The organism is Nissabacter archeti, assembly GCF_018257325.1.
Classification (GTDB): domain Bacteria; phylum Pseudomonadota; class Gammaproteobacteria; order Enterobacterales; family Enterobacteriaceae; genus Chimaeribacter; species Chimaeribacter arupi.
Genome location: NZ_JAERKB010000016.1, coordinates 54,088 through 69,256 on the forward strand (window position 1 = coordinate 54,088; position 15,169 = coordinate 69,256).

At 60.8% G+C, this 15,169-nt stretch carries 13 protein-coding genes; 8 read left to right on the forward strand and 5 right to left on the reverse strand.

Annotated elements, in window-relative coordinates:
- Window positions 1-136: 136 nt before the first annotated feature.
- The 3 genes from gpmM (at window position 137) to JK232_RS19900 (ending at window position 4,367) form a co-directional block, all read left to right on the forward strand.
- Window positions 137-1,681, forward strand: coding sequence for a 2,3-bisphosphoglycerate-independent phosphoglycerate mutase (gpmM, locus tag JK232_RS19890; protein ID WP_212589615.1), 1,545 nt, complete (start codon window positions 137-139; stop codon window positions 1,679-1,681).
- A gap of 313 nt (window positions 1,682-1,994) precedes the next feature.
- Window positions 1,995-3,272, forward strand: a complete 1,278-nt coding sequence (gene envC, locus JK232_RS19895; protein WP_212589625.1) for a murein hydrolase activator EnvC — start codon at window positions 1,995-1,997, stop codon at window positions 3,270-3,272.
- A 3-nt stretch (window positions 3,273-3,275) separates the two neighbouring features.
- Window positions 3,276-4,367: a divergent polysaccharide deacetylase family protein gene (locus JK232_RS19900; RefSeq protein WP_079205290.1), complete on the forward strand. Its 1,092-nt coding sequence runs from the start codon at window positions 3,276-3,278 to the stop codon at window positions 4,365-4,367.
- Between the two features lie 37 nt (window positions 4,368-4,404).
- Here the strand turns inward: JK232_RS19900 and JK232_RS19905 are convergent, their stop codons facing one another.
- The 3 genes from JK232_RS19905 to JK232_RS19915 form a co-directional block, all read right to left on the reverse strand.
- Window positions 4,405-5,238: a glycosyltransferase family 2 protein gene (locus tag JK232_RS19905; RefSeq protein WP_072931551.1), complete on the reverse strand. Its 834-nt coding sequence runs from the start codon at window positions 5,236-5,238 to the stop codon at window positions 4,405-4,407.
- A 109-nt stretch (window positions 5,239-5,347) separates the two neighbouring features.
- A complete protein-coding gene (gene tdh, locus JK232_RS19910) occupies window positions 5,348-6,373 on the reverse strand; it encodes an L-threonine 3-dehydrogenase (protein WP_212589616.1) in 1,026 nt (341 codons plus the stop codon).
- 9 nt (window positions 6,374-6,382) lie between these two features.
- Window positions 6,383-7,579, reverse strand: coding sequence for a glycine C-acetyltransferase (locus tag JK232_RS19915; protein ID WP_072931547.1), 1,197 nt, complete (start codon window positions 7,577-7,579; stop codon window positions 6,383-6,385).
- Window positions 7,580-7,824: 245 nt separating this feature from the next.
- Here JK232_RS19915 and rfaD point away from each other — a divergent pair, with 245 nt between their 5' ends.
- Genes rfaD through JK232_RS19940 form a run of 5 tightly spaced genes read left to right on the forward strand, consistent with a single transcriptional unit; the run spans window position 7,825 to window position 12,871 of the window.
- Window positions 7,825-8,757, forward strand: a complete 933-nt coding sequence (gene rfaD / locus JK232_RS19920; RefSeq protein WP_072931545.1) for an ADP-glyceromanno-heptose 6-epimerase — start codon at window positions 7,825-7,827, stop codon at window positions 8,755-8,757.
- A 27-nt stretch (window positions 8,758-8,784) separates the two neighbouring features.
- The gene (gene rfaF / locus JK232_RS19925; RefSeq protein WP_101835284.1) at window positions 8,785-9,834 is read left to right on the forward strand and encodes an ADP-heptose--LPS heptosyltransferase RfaF; all 1,050 of its coding nucleotides are present in this window, start codon (window positions 8,785-8,787) and stop codon (window positions 9,832-9,834) included.
- Window positions 9,834-10,820 carry a lipopolysaccharide heptosyltransferase RfaC gene (gene rfaC / locus JK232_RS19930; protein ID WP_072931542.1) on the forward strand — a complete coding sequence of 329 codons (987 nt, stop codon included), beginning with the start codon at window positions 9,834-9,836 and terminating at the stop codon, window positions 10,818-10,820. The genes rfaF and rfaC overlap by 1 nt, the downstream gene beginning before the upstream one ends.
- On the forward strand, window positions 10,804-11,706 hold the full coding sequence (locus JK232_RS19935; protein WP_101835288.1) for a sugar glycosyltransferase: 903 nt from the start codon (window positions 10,804-10,806) through the stop codon (window positions 11,704-11,706). Before rfaC ends, JK232_RS19935 begins: the two co-directional genes overlap by 17 nt.
- A complete protein-coding gene (locus JK232_RS19940; RefSeq protein ID WP_101835290.1) occupies window positions 11,690-12,871 on the forward strand; it encodes an O-antigen ligase family protein in 1,182 nt (393 codons plus the stop codon). Before JK232_RS19935 ends, JK232_RS19940 begins: the two co-directional genes overlap by 17 nt.
- A 46-nt stretch (window positions 12,872-12,917) precedes the next feature.
- On the opposite strand, the gene JK232_RS19945 is transcribed toward JK232_RS19940, so the two are convergent.
- Entirely contained in the window at window positions 12,918-14,012 is a 1,095-nt protein-coding gene (locus tag JK232_RS19945; protein ID WP_101829042.1) for a glycosyltransferase family 9 protein, read from the reverse strand.
- A 2-nt stretch (window positions 14,013-14,014) separates the two neighbouring features.
- Window positions 14,015-15,004 carry a polysaccharide deacetylase family protein gene (locus JK232_RS19950; RefSeq protein WP_212589617.1) on the reverse strand — a complete coding sequence of 330 codons (990 nt, stop codon included), beginning with the start codon at window positions 15,002-15,004 and terminating at the stop codon, window positions 14,015-14,017.
- Window positions 15,005-15,169: the final 165 nt, after the last annotated feature.

Below are 15,169 nucleotides of genomic sequence, written 5' to 3' on the forward strand. Positions count from 1 at the left end.
ACTCTTATTGCGACGCATCTTTGATCTTCCTGCGCTATGGCGTTTTTTCAGTACGATAAAATCCGCTGCTCCTCAGGGCCGGGCACCACGCCGTTATGCCCTGCGATTTTCCTCTTTTCAGGTGAGTAAACACGCCATGTCGAGCAATAAGAAACCTACTGTGCTGGTCATTCTGGACGGCTACGGCCACCGCGGCAGCGCCCCGGATAACGCCATCCTCAACGCCCATACCCCGGTAATGGATAGCCTGTGGCAGAGCTGCCCGCATACGCTTATCGGCGCGTCCGGGCTGGACGTCGGCCTGCCGGACGGGCAGATGGGCAACTCCGAAGTCGGCCACGTCAACCTCGGCGCCGGGCGCATTGTCTACCAGGATCTGACCCGGCTGGACAAGGCGATAAGCGACGGCGATTTCTACCATAACCCCACGCTGACAGCGGCAGTCGACAAAGCGGCGCAGGCCGGGAAAGCGGTGCATATCATGGGCCTGCTGTCGGCCGGCGGCGTCCACAGCCATGAAGACCATATTCTGGCGATGATCGAACTGGCGGCCCGGCGCGGTGCCCGTGCAGTCTACCTGCACGCCTTCCTGGACGGCCGTGACACCCCGCCGCGCAGCGCACACGCCTCGCTGGCCCGTGCCGCTGAAACGTTCCGCACCCTGGGTTGCGGCCGCATTGCGTCCGTGGTAGGCCGTTATTATGCGATGGACCGCGACAACCGCTGGGATCGCGTGCAGCGGGCGTATGACCTGCTGACCGCTGCCAAAGGTGACTTCTGCGCCGCCACGGCCACGGCGGCGCTGGATGCCGCCTACGCGCGTGATGAGAATGACGAGTTCGTACAGCCTACCGTCATCCGGGCGGAGGGTGAGGAAGCCGTCACGATGGAACAGGGTGACACCCTGATCTTTATGAATTTCCGGGCTGACCGCGCGCGCCAGATTACCCGCGCTTTTGTGGAGCCGGATTTTGACGGCTTCGTGCGTGAAAAGGGGGTAGCGTTCGGCGAATTCGTCATGCTGACCGAATACGCGGCAGACATCACGGCGGCCTGCGCCTACCCGCCTGCGTCGCTTGACAATACACTGGGTGAATGGTTGATGAAGCAGGGCAAAACCCAGCTCCGTATTTCGGAGACTGAGAAATATGCCCACGTGACGTTCTTCTTTAACGGCGGCGTAGAAACCCCGTTCACCGGGGAGGATCGCATTCTGGTCAACTCGCCGAACGTCGCGACGTATGACCTGCAACCGGAGATGAGCGCGCCGGAACTCACGGATAAACTGCTTTCCGCCATCGGCAGCGGCCGTTATGACCTGATCATCTGTAACTACCCGAACGGTGATATGGTCGGCCATACCGGTGTGTACGAGGCGGCGGTGAAAGCGGTGGAAGCCCTGGATGGCTGCATCGCCCAGGTGGCCGGTGCCGTGAAAGCGGCAGGCGGCCAGTTACTGATCACCGCCGATCACGGCAACGCCGAGCAGATGCAGGACCTCACCACCGGGCAGGCCCATACGGCACACACCAGCCTGCCGGTGCCGCTGATTTATGTCGGCGGGCCGGCCAGGGCCATTGAGGGCGGCAAACTCTCTGACATCGCCCCGACGCTGCTCAGCCTGATAAACCTGCCGATTCCGCCGGAGATGACCGGCAAACCGCTGTTTACGCCTCTCTGACCTGCCACAGGCCGGTGCACAGCCGGCCACGCCCTCTGCGCCGCAGCATGACGCGGCGCCGTTTCCCCGGCCTTCCTGCTGGAAACAGCAAAAACGTTAACACTTCAGCAGTGGCAATTCCGGCTAAAAAAGAAATACTAAAGGGGCAGCCTGCGGCGGGTGCCTGCCTTTTGGCTGTGCATCCGGCGCGCGATCAGTGCTAGGATAACCTCCGGGATTTGCCCTGCCAGGACGAATCAGTTTTCACACAATGGACGACAGTTTGCGTAAATCTCCCCGCTCCAGCCAGCCTATTCTCCCGCGCCTTTGCCTGATGCAGAGCACGATTTCCTGCCCGCCCGATGCCCTTACCCTGCTGGCCCGCCCGGCCGGTTGCCTGCTGGCGGCCACGCTGTGGGCCGGTGCGCTGCTCAGCCCGCCCGCCCACGCGGAGGACAACAAACAGCAGCTGAAATCCCTGCAACAGGACATCGCCGAAAAAGAGAAAAGCGTCCAGTTACAGAAAGCGCAGCGCAGCGCCCTGCTTGACCAGCTGAAAGCGCAGGAGAAGATCATCGCCCAGGCCAGCCGCGAACTGCGTGATACCCAGAGCGGGCTGGCGTCGCTGGAGAAAGAGACAGGCGCGCTGACGGCGTCGATCCAGAAATTGCAGAAGCAGCAGTCCGCCCAACAAACCATTCTGGCTAAACAGTTGGATGCCGCGTTCCGCCTTGGGCAGCACAGCGGCCTGCAACTGGTGCTGAGCGGGGAAGAGAGCCAGCGCAGCGAACGGATTCTGGCCTATTTCGGCTACCTGAACGAGGCACGGCAGAAAACCATCAATACGCTGGCCGAAACCCGTACGGATTTGGCCGCCCAGCGTAAAGCGCTGAAAGCCAAGCAGGAGCAACAGGCGCAGTTGCTCACCCAGCAGCAGGCGCAACAAAAGACGCTCGAACAGGCCCGGGTAAACCGCCAGAAAACCCTGACCAGCCTGGAAGCCTCGCTGGAAAAAGATCAGGCGCGGCTGGTGGAGCTGCGGCAGAACGAAACGCGCCTGCGTGACCAGATCGCCAAAGCGGAACGTGAAGCGCGTGCCCGTGCCGAGCGTGAGGCGCGCGAGGCGGAAAAAGTACGCGCCAAAGAGCAGCAGGCGAAGAAACGCGGGTCGAGCTACAAACCGACCGAAAGCGAACGCTCGCTGATGTCACGCACCGGCGGGCTGGGGCGGCCGGGTGGCCAGGCGATCTGGCCGGTACGCGGCCGGACGATCCACCGTTTCGGCGAGCCGTTGCAGGGAGAGTTGCGCTGGAAAGGCATGGTCATCACCGCCGCAGAAGGCAGCGAAGTCAAAGCGATTGCGGACGGCCGCGTCCTGCTGGCCGACTGGCTGCAGGGCTATGGGCTGGTGGTGGTGGTCGAGCATGGTAAAGGTGACATGAGCCTTTATGGCTATAACCAGAGCGCGCTGGTCAATGTGGGCCAGCAGGTAAAAGCCGGGCAGCCGGTTGCACTGGTCGGGACCAGTGGAGGACAGGGCCAGCCTTCACTCTATTTTGAAATTCGTCGCCAGGGACAGGCCGTTAACCCACAGCCGTGGTTGGGAAGATAAGTCGTGTTACAACGAGTATGGAAGAAGCACTCTCACCTCGCCGCAGCGTTCAGTACCCTGCTGCTGGCATTCTCCGCACAGGCCGGTAAGCTCTCCATCGTCATCGATGATGTGGGCTACCGGCTGCATAATGAAAACCAGGTGTTGCAGATGCCGCTGCCGGTCACGGTGGCGATTCTGCCTAACGCCCCGCACTCCCATGAAATGGCCGTCAAAGCACATAATCAGGGGCGTGAAATCCTGATCCATATGCCGATGGCACCGCTGAGCAAACAGCCACTGGAGCGCGACACGCTGCACCCCGCCATGAGCGGCGAGGAAGTGAGCCGCATTATCCGGCAGGCGGTGGCGAATGTGCCTTACGCCGTCGGCATGAATAACCATATGGGCAGCGCCATGACCTCCAGCCTGCCGGCCATGCAGCATGTGATGCAGGCGTTGAGCAGCTATCACCTGTTCTTTCTCGACAGCATGACCATCGGCAGCAGCCAGGCAACCCGTGCGGCCGCCGGTACGCCGGTAAAAGTGATTAAGCGCCGGGTGTTTCTGGATGATGTGCAGAACGAGGCGGAGATCCGCCGCCAGTTTGAACGCGCGGTGCAACTGGCGCGCCGCAACGGCTCGGCCATCGCCATCGGCCACCCGCATCCGGCGACGATCCGGGTGCTCCAGCAGATGCTGCCTGCCCTGCCGGGTGACATTGTGCTGGTGCGGCCCAGTGATTTGCTGAATGAACCGGCGTCTGCCGGCCATACCCCTGCCGCGCCGCCGCCGAAAGCGCCGAAACCAAAACCGGCCCCTGCGCCGCGTAACCCGTTCCAGGGTGTGAAAGAGTGCAAGGCGAAACAGCCACCGCAACCGGTTTATGCCGATGCGATGCTGAACGCGATTGGCGAAAGCCTGATTACCTCGCCGGGCGTACAGTTTATCCAGCGCGAGTGGCAGCAGTGGCAGGCGCTGAAACTGGTGCCGGATTCCGCGGCGAGTCCGGCGAGTCCGGCGAGTCCGGCGAGTCCGGCGAGTCCGGCGAGTCCGGCGAGTCCGGCGAGTCCGGCGAGTCCGGCAGGGCAGCCTGCCCCGGCGGCACAGCCGTAGGCAAGCGTTCCGGTGGCCGCATTTCCTGGGTCGCCGCTTACTGTTTTTGTTGCCTCCCGGTTACCTGATCCCCGGCCCGGTTCCCCTGGCCGGGGAACCGGCTATGCCGGTGCGACGCCGCTGGTTGGTGCGCATACCACGCCTTCAGGTATTTCAGGAAAGAGTAAATCACCGCATAACTGCCGGTCACCACCCCGATTTTCCCCTCCCGCCACGCCCCGCTGAACAGATACCACTTAAAAAAAGCCCCGATGGCGCTGGCGATACCACGCCACAGCGAAGGCCGGAGGGTTTTGTATTTCACCAGCCGTGTGGTGTAGCCATTCGCTTTATGAAAGACTTCATGCAGGGAATAAAAGGTGTCGTGCCGCACCGCGCCGGGGATGATTTTGCTGCGGGCAAAGCCTGTGGCCTCATCGTCTACCGGGCGATCATTGAAATGCACCACCTCGCGGTGGAACAGGCGCACCGGAAAGTCAGGTGACGACACCGGGTAAAGGGTTCTGACCGGTTTTCCCATCACAAACCAATATCGTGACAGGCGGAAGGCGGTGTGCGGGTCAGGTGGCGGGGCGGCCTTAAAGTGGGTAAGCCAGGTCAGGGTCATCGGGTCGAGGATTTCATCGCTGTCCACACACAGCACCCAGGGGTGGCGGGTGTGCCGGAGGGCGGTATTCATCTGTCTGCCGTGGGTTTCATACTCAGCGTAACGCGGCGTGATGCCCAGCTCCCGGCAGACAGCCAGGGTGTCATCCGTGCTGCCGGAATCCACCACCACCAGATCATCCGTAATGGTTAACAATGGGGTTAAGACAGACTTAATTAATCGACCGGAATTATAGGTGAGGACACAAACACTCAGCTCCGTCATGCTCAGAACTCCCTGTAAAATAAAAGCAAAACGCCTTTATATAAGGAGCAACGGAGCGGAGATCAAACGCCCCAGGCCGGTTTATTGACCCAGGGCAGAAGAGGGTGAATTAGTCCCAATTCAGGATGACTTTCCCGGATTGCCCGGAACGCATAATGTCAAAACCCTGCTGGAATTCATCAATCGGGAAGTGGTGGGTGATGATCGGCGTCAGGTCGAGGCCGGACTGGATCAGCGCTGCCATTTTGTACCAGGTCTCGAACATCTCACGGCCGTAGATCCCTTTGATAAACAGCCCTTTGAAGATCACCTGGTTCCAGTCGATCGACATCTCAGACGGCGGGATACCCAGCAACGCGATGCGTCCGCCGTGGTTCATCGCCTGCAACAGCGAACGGAATGCCGGCGGCGCGCCGGACATCTCCAGCCCGACATCAAAGCCTTCGGTCATGCCCAGCTCCGCCATCACGTCGGTGAGGTTTCCGCGGCTGACGTTCACCGCGCGCGTGACGCCCATGTTGCGCGCCAGATCGAGCCGGTACTCATTCACATCGGTGATCACCACATGGCGCGCGCCGACGTGCTTACAGACCGCCGCCGCCATGATGCCGATCGGCCCGGCACCGGCCACCAGCACATCTTCACCCACCAGATCAAACGAGAGCGCCGTGTGCACCGCATTGCCGAACGGGTCGAAAATCGCGGCCAGCTCATCCGGGATGTTGTCCGGGATTTTGAAGGCGTTGAACGCCGGGATCACCAGATACTCGGCAAAACAGCCGGGGCGGTTGACGCCCACGCCTACCGCGTTGCGACAGAGATGGGTGCGCCCGCCGCGGCAGTTACGGCAGTGACCGCAGGTGATATGCCCTTCCCCGGAGACGCGATCCCCGAGGCTGAACCCGCGCACTTCCTGCCCGATCCCCACCACTTCACCCACATACTCATGGCCGACCACCATCGGCACCGGGATGGTTTTCTGCGACCATTCATCCCAGTTATAGATGTGCACATCCGTACCGCAGATGGCAGTTTTACGGATTTTGATCAGCAGATCGTTATGGCCCATTTCGGGCTGCGGCGCATCGGTCATCCAGATGCCGGATTCTGCTTTCAGCTTGGCTAATGCTTTCATGGCCCTTCCTTATGCGATAACGCCCAATTGCCGGCCGATGCGGGTAAACGCCGCCACGGCATGTTCAATCTGTTCCGGGGTATGCGCCGCGGACATCTGGGTACGGATGCGCGCCTGCCCTTTCGGTACCACCGGGTAGAAGAAGCCGGTGACGTAAATGCCTTCCTGTTGCAGCGCCTGGGCGAATTCCTGCGCCAGCCGCGCCTCGCCTAGCATCACCGGGATAATGGCGTGGTCGGCCCCGGCCAGGGTAAACCCGGCGGCGGTCATTTTTTCGCGGAACAGCGCTGCGTTGGCCCAGAGTTTTTCACGCAGGGCACCGCCCTGCTCCAGCATCTCCAGTACCTTGATCGACGCTGCCGCAATCGACGGCGCCAGGGAGTTGGAGAAAAGATAGGGGCGCGAGCGCTGGCGCAGCCACTCCACCACCTCTTTGCGCGCCGCGGTATAGCCGCCGGATGCCCCGCCCAGCGCCTTGCCCAGCGTGCCGGTGATGATGTCCACGCGATCCATCACCCCGCAGTACTCCGGCGTGCCGCGCCCGTGTTCACCGACAAACCCGACCGCGTGCGAGTCATCCACCATCACCAGCGCGTTGAACTCCTCCGCCAGATCGCACACGCCGTTCAGGTTGGCGATCACGCCGTCCATCGAGAACACGCCGTCGGTGGCGATCAGGATGTGGCGCGCGCCTTCCGCCGTGGCCTGCGTCAGCCGTTCGCGCAGTTCTGCCATGTCATTGTTGGCGTAGCGGTAACGCTTCGCCTTGCACAGCCGCACGCCGTCGATGATGGAGGCATGGTTCAGCGCGTCGGAAATCACTGCATCTTCCGGCCCCAGCAGGGTTTCAAACAGCCCGCCGTTGGCATCGAAACAGGAGGAGTAGAGAATGGCATCTTCCATGCCGAGGAACGCCGCCAGCCGCTGCTCCAGCGCCTTGTGCAGATCCTGTGTGCCGCAGATAAAACGTACCGAGGCCATGCCGAAACCGTGTTTCTCCATGCCGGCCGTGGCCGCCGCAATCAGGTCCGGGTGGTTCGCCAGCCCCAGATAGTTATTGGCACAGAAGTTAATCACCTGCTTGCCGTCCGCCAGGGCAATTTCAGCCTGCTGGGCGGAGGTAATAATCCGTTCGGTCTTATACAGCCCCTCGGCGCGCGCGGCCTCAAGCTGGTCTTCCAACTGCTGGTAGAAGGACATCGACATGCTGTTATCTCCGGGATAGGTCATTTCGCGAAAGATATTACTGGCAGCCAGGCGGGTTGACGATGCAGAGCGGGGATGAAATGTCACTTTTGCAGCATATATCACGCCACTCAATGATCTTCACGTGGGCAATCAGGGATATTCAGCCGCTTCCCGCTGCCAGCCAGGAAGTGAAGTGCTATGATATTGCCCATTATAGCGTGGGGCATGGTGCTCCACCGGCAAGTTGAATAAAGGTAAACCCCATGATTATTGTCACTGGCGGCGCTGGTTTTATCGGCAGCAACATCGTTAAATCCCTGAATGATATGGGGTACCGGGACATTCTGGTGGTGGACAACCTGAAAGACGGCACCAAGTTCGCGAACCTGGTGGATCTGGACATCGCCGACTATGCGGATAAAGAAGATTTTATCGCCAGCATCGTCGCCGGGGATGATCTGGGTGACATCGAAGCGGTGTTCCACGAAGGTGCCTGCTCCTCCACCACCGAGTGGGACGGCAAGTACATGATGGACAATAACTATCAGTATTCAAAAGACCTCCTGCACTTCTGCCTTGACCGCGAAATCCCGTTCCTTTACGCCTCGTCTGCCGCAACCTACGGCGGCCGTGACGGCAACTTTATTGAAGAGCGCCAGTACGAGCAGCCGCTGAACGTTTACGGCTACTCCAAGTTCCTGTTTGACCAGTATGTGCGTGAAATCCTGCCGCACGCGGAGTCGCAGATCTGTGGTTTCCGTTACTTCAACGTCTACGGCCCGCGTGAAGGCCATAAAGGCAGCATGGCGAGCGTGGCGTTCCACCTGAATAACCAGATCAACGCCGGTGAAGCGCCGAAGCTGTTCGAAGGCAGCGAAGGCTTCCAGCGTGACTTCATCTACGTCGGCGACGTGGCCGCAGTGAACCTGTGGTTCTGGCAGAACGGCGTGTCCGGCATCTTCAACTGCGGCACCGGCCGTGCCGAATCCTTCCAGGCGGTGGCTGACGCGGTGGTGAAACACCACAACAGCGCGGGCGTTGAGTACATCCCGTTCCCGGAAAAACTGAAAGGCCGCTACCAGGCATTCACCCAGGCTGACCTGACCAACCTGCGCGCCGCCGGGTATGACAAACCGTTCAAAACCGTGGCAGAAGGTGTGGCTGAATACATGGCCTGGCTGAACCGCGCGGTCTGAGCCCCCGCCATAAGGAACTGAAGCGGTATGAAAATCCTGGTTATCGGCCCCTCCTGGGTAGGCGACATGATGATGTCGCAAAGCCTTTACCGTACCCTGAAGGCCGTGACGCCCTCTGCCGAGATTGATGTGATGGCACCCGCATGGTGCCGTCCGCTGCTCGACCGGATGCCGGAAGTGAATGAGGCGCTGGCGATGCCGCTGGGGCATGGCGCACTGGCACTGGGCGAGCGCCGCCGCCTGGGCGTGGCGCTGCGTGAAAAGCGCTATGACCGCGCCTATGTGCTGCCGAACTCGTTCAAATCCGCCCTGGTGCCGTTTTTTGCCAACATTCCGCAACGTACCGGCTGGCGCGGTGAGATGCGCTACGGCCTGCTGAATGACATCCGCACGCTGGATAAAGCCGCCTTCCCGCTGATGGTGCAGCGTTATGTGGCGCTGGCCTATGAGCGCAAGCACGTCCATAGCTGGAAAGATCTGGCGCAGCCGCTGCTCTGGCCGCAACTGGCGGTAGCCGATCGGGAGATTGCCGACACCACCGCGGCGTTTGGCATCCAGGCTGACCGCCCGGTAATTGGCTTCTGCCCCGGCGCTGAATTCGGCCCGGCCAAACGCTGGCCGCACTACCATTACGCCGCGCTGGCAGAGATTCTGGTGGCGCAGGGGTATCAGGTGGTGTTGTTCGGTTCCGCCAAAGATCACGCCGCCGGGGAGGAGATCCGCGCTGCGCTGACGGAGCAGGGCCGCGCGCACTGCCTGAACCTGGCGGGCAAAACCCAGCTGGATCAGGCCGTGGTACTGATCGCCGCCTGCCGCGCGGTAGTGAGCAATGACTCCGGCCTGATGCATGTGGCCGCGGCCCTCAACCGCCCGCTGGTGGCGCTTTACGGCCCCAGCAGCCCGGATTTCACCCCGCCGCTCTCCCATCAGGCCAGGGTTATCCGCCTGATCACCGGCTACCACAAGGTACGCAAAGGGGATGCCGATCAGGGCTATCACCAGAGTTTGATCGATATTACGCCTGAACAGGTCTTTACTGAGTTAAACACCCTGCTCGCTTCGGGCAAGGAGAGTTAATGCACGTTTTGATTGTGAAAACCTCATCCATGGGGGACGTGCTGCATACGCTTCCGGCCCTGACTGATGCCATGCAGGCCCTTCCCGGCATTCAGTTTGACTGGGTGGTTGAAGAGTCCTTCAGCCAGATCCCTGCCTGGCACCCGGCGGTTGACCGGGTGATCCCGGTGGCTATCCGCCGCTGGCGCAAAAACTGGTTTGGCGCGGAGACGCGCCAGCAACGTTGTGATTTCAAGCGTGAACTTCAGAGCCGCCGGTATGATGTGGTGATTGATGCCCAGGGGCTGATGAAAAGCGCGGCGCTGATTACCCGGCTCGCCAGGGGCGAGAAACACGGGCAGGATGTGGCCAGCGCCCGCGAGCCGTTTGCCAGCTGGTTCTTCAACCATCGCCATGACATCGACAAGCGCCAGCACGCCGTGGAGCGGACGCGTGAGCTGTTTGCCAAAAGCCTGGGCTACCCGAAACCGGACACCCAGGGCGACTACGCGATTGCCGCCCGCTTCCTGCGTGACCAGCCGGCCGATGCCGGGCGCTATCTGGTGTTTCTGCACGCCACCACCCGTGATGACAAACACTGGCCGGAAGAAAACTGGCGCGCACTGATTGCGCAGGTGGCACCGACCGGGCTGCGCATCAAATTGCCGTGGGGCGCGGAGCATGAGCATCAGCGCGCGCAGCGGCTGGCCGCCGGGTTTGGGCATGTGGAAGTGCTGCCGAAGCTGACGCTGGAAAACGTGGCGAAAGTGCTGGCCGGGGCGAAAGCCGTGGTATCGGTGGATACCGGCCTCAGCCACCTGACCGCCGCGCTGGACAGGCCCAACATCACGCTTTACGGCCCGACCGACCCAGGGCTGATTGGCGGCTATGGGCAGAACCAGATCGCCTGCCGCCCCGCGAGCGGCAACAGCATGGCGGACATCAGCGCCGCGCAGGTGTATCAATGTCTTGAAACGGAGCAGTTGATCAGTGGGCAGCCTCTTTAAACAGATCTACCGTTACACGCATACCCGCCCCTTCCGCCACAATGAAAATCTCTGGCCCTATATGAAGATTGGCCGGGCGCCCACCGGGGAGATCGCGTCACTGCGTTATAAAGGCCAACGGATCCCGCTGGCCGACCTGTCGGCATTGCGCGGCAGTTGCCACGGCCCGCTGCTGCTGACGGCCACCGGCCCCTCGGTGAAAACCATCCGCTTTAAAACCCCCTCCCCACTGCCGGCGATGGGGGTGAACGGCGCCTGGTTCCTGCAACAGCAGGTCGGGTTCCGGTTCTATGTGGTGGTGGACATGGGCTTTTATGACCAGAAACGTGAGGTGATTGCGGAGATTATCCGTGATCCGTCACTGACGCTGTTTACCACCGCCCACGGTATTGCGCGCATCCTCGACCGGCACGGGCTGGCGGCGGTGAGGTGCAAACTGGCGCTGATTGAAGACGCCGCCTTTAAAATCTACCAGCCCAAAATTGAGGCACCGGCGTTGCAATCCGCCTATGCGGGGTACCCCTGCGCCCATTTCGCGCCGGACCGGCCGGACATCGGTTTCACCACCGACATCCGCCACGGCATTTTTGATGCCGGTACGGTGGTGTACTGGGCGTTGCAGATTGCCGCGTATTTGGGATTCGATGAGATATTCATTCTTGGCCTGGATATGAATAATTTCCACCAGCCGCGCTTTTATGAAACGGAAGAGAATAAACAGCCTTCCTACCTGGCTGACAGCCTGACGGGGCTGGTGATGCCGTCCCTGCGCCATGCCGGTGACATCCTGCGCAGGCAGCCGGTGCGGGTGGTCAACCTTTCCCCACACAGCGCGATTGATGAGTCTATTTTTGAAAAGGCCGATTACCATGCCATTTTTAACTGAGCGCCTCTCCCTTGAGCGGCTCTGGTTTACGTTTTTCTCCCTGTTTTTATTTTTCAGCGCCATTTTTTGTGGCTACACCCGCGTCACCAACCTGTTCCATCTGTCGGCCGTCTGCTTCTTAGTGTTGCTGTGGCGCCGCCCGCTGTTCCGCCGGCATCTCCTGGCCAACAGCCACCTGATGACCGGGCTGAAGCTGGCCGCGCTCTATCTGGTTTATTACGCGCTCAGCAACCTCTGGACAGCACACCCGCTGAACATTGAATCGACCCTGACGCACAGCATTTACCTGCTGACGTTTCTGGCGATGCTGGTCACGGTGCTGAACAGCCGTTACCGCCCGGCGATTTACCTGGCGATCTGCTGCGGCTTCGCCGTACTGGCGCTGTTTTTGATGGGGGTCGATCACCAGAATATCCTGACCAACCGGTTGATGACGCTGAAAAGCCCAGGGCCGGACAATGTGATTGATGTCGGCGGGTATTTCGCCATCGGCATTATCCTCTCGCTGATGGTCTTCCGCGACACCCAGCGCCGCATCGTGCTGCTGTTGCCGCTGCTGCTGTTTATCGCCCTGTTGCTGACCCAGAGCCGCGGCCCGGCCATTGCGCTGATGCTGGCCCTGGTGATGACCTCACACCTCGGCCTGTTTACCCGCCGTAACCTGCTGTGGTGCGGTGCCGCGCTGCTGGTGCTGGGGGCATTTTTTGCGTACAGCGGGCTGGGCGAGGTGATGATTGCGCGCTTTGAGGCGCTGGCAGTGCAGGTCTACCTGCGGCTGAGCATCTGGCACCATTCACTTGAGCTGATTGGCGCGGCGCCGTTCTTTGGTTATGGCTTTGACCACCAACTGAGCTTTACCAACTACAGCGGCGAGTACATCACGACGACCCACAGCCTTTACCTCGGCGCCTTGCTGAAGGGTGGGCTGGTTGGGTTTATCACGATGCTGCTGCTGATAGGGTATGGGGCGAAGCAGGCGTTACGGTGCGTGCGTGAAGGGCGGCGGCTGGAGGCATCGCTGTTTATCTTTATGCTGATTTTCTATGTCTCACAAGGGATGTTTAACATCGGCAACCCGGCGGAGTTCTGGTACCTGTTCTGGTTCCCGTTTGCGGTGGTGATGACGCAAAACTGGCCGGTACGCGCGCTTTTCCCTAAAAGCTGATCCCTCTGCCCGGCGTCACCGGGGCGCGCCAGCGCCCCGGTAATCCTTATCTCTTCGGCAACAACTCAACGACCCGTTCAAACACCTCGTCCGCGCTGATGATGCAGAGCGGCTGGCGTAACTGTTCCGGCGTCAGGTTTTTGGTGGTCAGCGGCACCTGGATCACCCGGTGCAGCGCCGGGTCCTGGTAGGGGCCGGTGTGGGCCGGGTTTGCGGTGACAAACAGGCTGACCGTCGGCGTTTTCAGCGCAATCGCCAGATGCAGCGGCCCGGTGTCGCCGGTCACCATCACATCCATATTATTCATGATGCCGAGCAGCGCCTTCAGCCCGGTTTTGTCGATGTGGCTGACCACCTGCTGCAACTCCTGCGCCGTCATGCCCGCCAGAAACTCACGCTCCAGCGCCGCCTCTTTGCGGGTCCCGATCAACACAATCTGATACGCCGGCCCCAGCGCCAGCAGCCGTTTTGCCAGGGCGATAAAGTGCGGCACCGGCCAGCAACGCAACTGCCCGGATGCGCCCATCTGGAAACCGATCTGGATTTTGCCCGGCGCTTTCTCCAGCAGCGGGAACGGCACCGGGATCGCCATGTCAGTATTACCGGCATCGCACCCCAGCCGCGCCACCAGGTCAAGCTTACGCTGGATCAGGTGGCCGTTGTAGCGCACAAATGGGTTCGCCAGCCACCGCTCCAGCCCGCACGGCTTGCCGCCGTAAATATCCTTCAGGATATAACGGCACCCGGCCAGCACCGCGCTCAGCACATCGTAGGGGGGTTTGGCGTGCAGGATAATCGCCAGTTCCGGCTGGCGGCGGCGCAACTGCCCCACCACACTGAACAGATCCCTGACTTTTTCATCCCAGTAGACCACGTCGTCGAAATAGTCGCTCTCCGCCACCAGCCCGCGGTTTTTCTCACTGGAAACCAGCGTAATAAACGCCTTCGGGTAGCGCTGCTTCACCGCCCGGATCGCGGGGGTGTTGAACATCAGATCGCCCAGCGCTGTGGTGGAATAGATGACAATGCTGCGGAACTCCTGCTGTGCATCCAGCGTGCGCGGGTCCTGCAACCGGCGCGTCAGCGCCACATAACCGCGTAAGAACGCGTTAGTCAGCGCGGTTTTCCATTTCTTGGCCATGATCAGTTCGCCGCCGCCTTGCTGCCGGACGCCCGTTTCGCCAGGGTCACGTCGTAATACTCGGCCAGCGTCATGCCGCGCGTGCGCTCACTCAGCCAGCTGAACAGCGCGTCCAGATCGCGGTACAACCCTTCAATCTCTTCCTGGTTTTTGAAGGTCGGGCTGCCGCCCGGCATGAATTCGGAGGAGTGCAGCATAAATTCCACGTAGTCACTGCCCGCCGCCAGCGTGCGCTCCACCACCGATTTCATGGTGGCCAGATTGCCGCCGGAAGGGCGCAACCAATGCACGGACGGCGAACGCTGTTTGCCGCGCAGGACGTCATAGCCCTGCTTGATGCTGTTCATCAGGCCGGAGTGTTTGTACTGGATGCTCATCGGCACTTCCAGCAGCGTCGAATTACCGGCGCGGGCGATATTGTGCGGATCGATAAAATAGGCAGCGTCCGGGAAATGGCGGTAATCGCTGCCGCCCTGCCCGGCCGGGTCACCGGGGGAGAAGCGCCAGTTCACACGCGGCGTGACCGAACAGTCCACCTGGTAGCCATACTCCAGCAGCAGCGAGGCATAATACTCATTGAACGCCCAGCGCCCGGCGCGGTGGCTGCGCATTTTGGTCTGGAAGGCGTCTTCCAGCAGTTTGGTCATGTGGTCGACTTTGGCGCGGATCTGGTCAGCCGGGTACTCAATCAGGTAGGGCTTATGGCGCCAGTCATCGTCTGTCAGGGCGATCACCGGCGGGCTGTTCCAGGCGTGGAGGTGCATCCCCACTTCACCCTGGCCGCGGGCAATCACGTCACGCGCAAAGGCCACATACTCTGCATCCATCGCCATCTCATAGTTGGTGAGGTAGACCGGCTTGAAGCCGTACTTCTCACACAGGGCCTGAAAACGCGGCAAATAGTGGGTGTTCTCGGTGGTGATCCGATCGTGGTTCTGCCACAGATTATCGCCTTCGGTATCGATGGTGATGAGGAATGCAGGTGTTGACATAAAAGTTAAGCCCGGTTAATGCGGAGTGAAACATGTTACGCAGGCGGGCGGCGCAGAGCAAATGGCATTATGTGCCGTCACGGCCGCCGAAAAGGTGACCGCGCCCGTTTTGTGACGCGGCATAACGCCTTGAAGTGTAGCCACATGGCGGGGGGTCATTTAGAA

Excerpts from the sequence above, each read along its gene's own strand:
- gpmM (WP_212589615.1), top strand. The coding sequence starts at position 137 with ATGTCGAGCAATAAGAAACCTACTGTGCTGGTCATTCTGGACGGCTAC.
- envC (WP_212589625.1), top strand. The coding sequence starts at position 1,995 with ATGCAGAGCACGATTTCCTGCCCGCCCGATGCCCTTACCCTGCTGGCC.
- JK232_RS19905 (WP_072931551.1), bottom strand. The coding sequence starts at position 5,238 with ATGACGGAGCTGAGTGTTTGTGTCCTCACCTATAATTCCGGTCGATTA.
- tdh (WP_212589616.1), bottom strand. The coding sequence starts at position 6,373 with ATGAAAGCATTAGCCAAGCTGAAAGCAGAATCCGGCATCTGGATGACC.
- JK232_RS19915 (WP_072931547.1), bottom strand. The coding sequence starts at position 7,579 with ATGTCGATGTCCTTCTACCAGCAGTTGGAAGACCAGCTTGAGGCCGCG.
- rfaD (WP_072931545.1), top strand. The coding sequence starts at position 7,825 with ATGATTATTGTCACTGGCGGCGCTGGTTTTATCGGCAGCAACATCGTT.
- rfaF (WP_101835284.1), top strand. The coding sequence starts at position 8,785 with ATGAAAATCCTGGTTATCGGCCCCTCCTGGGTAGGCGACATGATGATG.
- rfaC (WP_072931542.1), top strand. The coding sequence starts at position 9,834 with ATGCACGTTTTGATTGTGAAAACCTCATCCATGGGGGACGTGCTGCAT.
- JK232_RS19940 (WP_101835290.1), top strand. The coding sequence starts at position 11,690 with ATGCCATTTTTAACTGAGCGCCTCTCCCTTGAGCGGCTCTGGTTTACG.
- JK232_RS19945 (WP_101829042.1), bottom strand. The coding sequence starts at position 14,012 with ATGGCCAAGAAATGGAAAACCGCGCTGACTAACGCGTTCTTACGCGGT.
- JK232_RS19950 (WP_212589617.1), bottom strand. The coding sequence starts at position 15,004 with ATGTCAACACCTGCATTCCTCATCACCATCGATACCGAAGGCGATAAT.